The following is a 4,090-nucleotide window of genomic DNA, read 5'->3' as shown; positions in this document are numbered from 1 at the left end:
GCATATACAGATAATTGATAATGTAAGCCCTTACCTAATAACTACAAGCTTTATTGAATAACTACAATTCATACCTGAGAGATAGAATGAACAGATACCAAAAATCAGCCCTTTCAATCATGATTAGCGCAATTTTTACATCTTCCGTATATGCCACTACAGAGCCATCAGACATAGAAAAAATATCTGTGTCGGGTGTAAGACAAGCTTTTCGTGGGGATGTTCCTTTAAATGAGCAGCCACAATCTGTCGAGTTTATTTCATCAGACACACTTAATGAGGCTGGTGTAACCACCTTAGGTGACATTTTCGATTTAACCCCAAGTATTTCAGAACAAAATGACTTTGGTGGTTTATGGGAAAGCTTCGCAATACGTGGTTTAGTGGGCGATGAGAATATTCCATCAGGCTTTTTAATTAACGGTTTCTCGTCTGGACGTAGCTTTAGCGGTGTTCGTGATACGAGTAATATCGATTATGTAGAAATCATGAAAGGAACTGGCTCTGCACTTTATGGACGCTCTGAGCCTGGCGGTACGATTAATATCATTACAAAAAAACCGCAGTTTGAACAACAAGGCTATGTAAAAGTGACAGCTGGTAGCTGGCAAAGTTATCGCGCAGAAGGCGACTATACTAACGCAATTACGGACCAAGTGGCCTTTAGAGTTAATGGTGCAGTTGAAGATAGTGAAGGTTTTAGAGACTACCATGAATCGGAAAAAACGGTATTAACACCTTCAATTTTATGGCTAATTTCTGATAAAACTAAGTTGAATTACGAGCTAGAGTACGTTGATCAAAGTTTAACTTTCGATCGAGGTATTGTTGCTGTAGATGGTAAAATTGATGCGCTACCTATTGAAACTTTTTTAGGTGAGCCAAGTGATAAACCTACAGAAGTTAAGGCTATTTCTCATCAGCTTACCCTTGAGCATCAATTAGGAGAATGGTCGCTTTTAACAGGTATTAGTTATAGCGACTCAGAGTTTTTAAGCGAATCAAGTGATGCTGAGCTTGCTCCAAGCCGACAAGTTTATTTTATTGATGGCGTGACACTGAGCAGACAACATAATCAACGTGACTTTCAAACTAACTATATGTCTGTACGTTCAGAGCTTAGCGGTAGTATAAAAGCTGCTGGTTTCACTCATCATCTTTTAATTGGTGCTGATGCTAGTAAGTTTGACTTTGATAAAGTTTGGTACAGATATCGCCCGACTCTTGATGACACGAGTTACGCTATAAATATGTATGAGCCTGAATACGGTAAAACGGCGCCTGCAGGTTCACTGTTATTCGACACCACAGAAGTACAGAATAGCTATGGTATTTATATTCAAGACCAAGTCGACATCACTGAAAAATGGAAAATGCAAATTGGGGGTCGTTACGATTGGTTTGATCAAAGAATTGATAACCATAAAAACGTAACCCGTTCAGAGGCTGACAAAAGCACATTCAGCCCTCGAGCAGGTTTAGTGTATGCTTATTCTGATGATCTACAATTTTATAGCAGTTACTCTGAAGGGTTTAGACCTAATAGCGGTTTCGATGCTGATGGAGAAGCATTTGAGCCTGAAGAAACAATCTCTATTGAAGTTGGAGTTAAGTTTAATACCGACATTGTTAGTGGTAGCTTTACAGTATTTAATGCGCAAAAGAGCAACATGCTAAGCACAGACTTACAAGCAGGTGTATCTAGGGCTCTAGGCGAGGTTACAAGTGATGGTGTTGAACTAGACTTACACGGTAATATTACAAGCCAAACTTCGTTTGATCTTGCATACACTTATACTGATGCCAAAACAGCAAAAGATACGGTTAATACCGATTGGTGGGTTAGTTTGCCAAAAGGTAGCCCTTTACTGAATATTCCAAAGCACAGTGCCAATGCACAAATTAAACGAGATCTTAGCGATTTAATCGATTCGAATTCAACGGTTGGTGTGTCTGTTCAATATGTTGGTGAACGTTTAGGTGAAGCGATTGATCCTACCTATTATTTACCTTCATATACCTTGGTAAATCTGTTTGCAAATTACCATGTTAATGATGATTTGAGCTTACAGTTTGTTGTAAATAACGTATTGGATAAAACTTATTACGCTAATTCATACTCTGCAATTTGGACTCAACCAGGTGAGCCATTAAATTATAAGGTTAGCTTAAAATATAATTTTTAAACTAGACCAAAATACAGCAGGCTAGAGCACTTAGCTCTTACTCATATTCATGAGTAAGAGCGCCGCTGAGACTGTTAGAGTTAAAAGTAAAACGAACCTTCGGGTTCGTTTTTTGTTTTCGGCCCTAAACCACCTACTTCAGTAGGTGGTTATCATCATTTAGGCTTTGCCTGAAAAAATACTCATGTTAATTCCTTATTTGATTTTTAGCGAAGTCATATAAGGAAAAAACATGAGTAGATACGAGAAAGCATCGCATGTGTATTGGCGATGTCAATATCATATAGTCTGGACACCAAAGTATAGGTTCAGAATATTGAAGAACAAAGTAGGCAGAGATGTTTACAGGTGCATACAAGTTTACTGTGAGCAGTTAGGGTGCAAAGTAGTCGAGTTAAATGTGCAGGTTGACCATGTTCATTTGGTAGTAAAGATACCGCCGAAGTTATCAGTCTCGAAACTAATGGGTGCTTTAAAAGGAAAAATAGCGTTAAAGCTATTTAGCAAATATCCATACTTAAGGAAAAACAAGTTATGGGGAAACCATTTTTGGCAGAGAGGGTACTTCGTAGATACAGTAGGGATAAATGAAGAAATAATAAGACGGTATGTCAGGCACTAAGAAAAGGAAGAGGTACAAGAGCAGGCACAGTTAACACTCCAGTAAACAACGCCCCCTTCTAGGGGGCTAATGCAAAGCCACCTTCTTTAGAAGGTGGATCTTTTACTTATTTATCATTTAATGTAATTAAAAACATGACTAGTATTTCAACTTGTTTCTGCCCCAAAATAAGTTAGGTTAAATGCTCTAACTGCTGCTTTGAGCAATCAAGAAACGGTCCAAGCCCTACAGATTGAATGATAAGTTAACGCATCTTTAATAATAACTAGAAAATTTTGCTTAATGGGCTTACAACACCGTTTGCTCCTTGTTGTAAAACATGGGTGTAAATCTGTGTGGTTTTGACATCAGAATGGCCCAATTGTGCTTGAACGGTGCGAATATCGGCGTCACTTTGCAATAGGTGCGTTGCAAATGAATGGCGCAAGGTATGAGGCGTAATAACCTTTGTAATATTGGTTTGCTTTAATGCTTTTTTAATCGCTTTTCTAACACATGTAGGGTGGAAATGGTGGCGACGTATCTCGCCAGTTTCTGGGTCATCACTTAATTTGTAGGAAGGAAATAAGTATTGCCACGCTAGTGATTAGCTGAGGGATATTTACGAGTTAAAGCGTTAGGCATCCACACACCTGCGTATCGCTCGTTTTGTAAATCTAATCTTAAATATTCTTCAACTTGCAAAATTTGATTTCTAAGTAATGGGATCAACTTCGTTGCAAGAGTAACTATACGATGCTTGTTGCCTTTTCCGTTCCAAATTTGAATGCATTTGTAATCAAAATCAATGTCCTTTACTCGCAATTGCACCGCTTCCATCACACGCAAACCACTTCAATACATTAACCCCGTGATTAAGTAATATCGCTTGGAAAGATGACTCATCAATTGCTTTACTTCATCAGGCGTCATCACTACAGGCAGCTTGGGTTGTCGATTACTTCGTGCAAAATTCAAGTTTAAAGAAAGCTCATTTTTGACAATATGTTTATATAAAAAAGCGAGCGCATTTAAAGCTGCACTTTGTGTTCTAGGTGACATATTACGTTTTAATACAATGTGGTCTAAAAACGCTTTGTCTTCTGCATCTCCCATTGAGCTTGGATGACGTTTGTTGTGAAAGTGAATAAATTTTGCGATCCAACCTAAATAAGCATTAATTGTTCTTAATGAATACTGACGAGTGAGCAAATAGTCTGCAATGTAGTTTAAATAAGGAGAGCGAGTTTTCATTTTCATTCCTTTGAAATAAAGCTGTATATATACAGCTTTAGCTCAGTCG

General features: G+C 38.1%; 2 protein-coding genes and 1 pseudogene. 2 read left to right on the top strand and 1 reads right to left on the bottom strand.

Features of this window, described 5'->3' with window-relative positions; translation table 11 throughout:
• Nucleotides 1-86 precede the first annotated feature (86 nt).
• Complete coding sequence (locus L1D51_RS20710; RefSeq protein WP_239964717.1) at nucleotides 87-2,186, top strand: TonB-dependent siderophore receptor; 2,100 nt, start codon at nucleotides 87-89, stop codon at nucleotides 2,184-2,186.
• A 232-nt stretch (nucleotides 2,187-2,418) separates the two neighbouring features.
• Nucleotides 2,419-2,808: an IS200/IS605 family transposase gene (gene tnpA / locus L1D51_RS20705; protein WP_055022044.1), complete on the top strand. Its 390-nt coding sequence runs from the start codon at nucleotides 2,419-2,421 to the stop codon at nucleotides 2,806-2,808.
• 265 nt (nucleotides 2,809-3,073) lie between these two features.
• On the opposite strand, the pseudogene L1D51_RS20700 reads toward tnpA, so the two are convergent.
• Nucleotides 3,074-4,041: pseudogene (locus tag L1D51_RS20700) on the bottom strand (integron integrase).
• Nucleotides 4,042-4,090 lie beyond the last annotated feature (49 nt).

Origin of the sequence: Pseudoalteromonas shioyasakiensis (assembly GCF_022398475.1) — a bacterium.
Classification (GTDB): Bacteria; Pseudomonadota; Gammaproteobacteria; order Enterobacterales; family Alteromonadaceae; genus Pseudoalteromonas.
The sequence above is the reverse complement of the archived record's forward strand: the minus strand, read 5'-3'. Positions and strand labels throughout refer to the sequence as shown.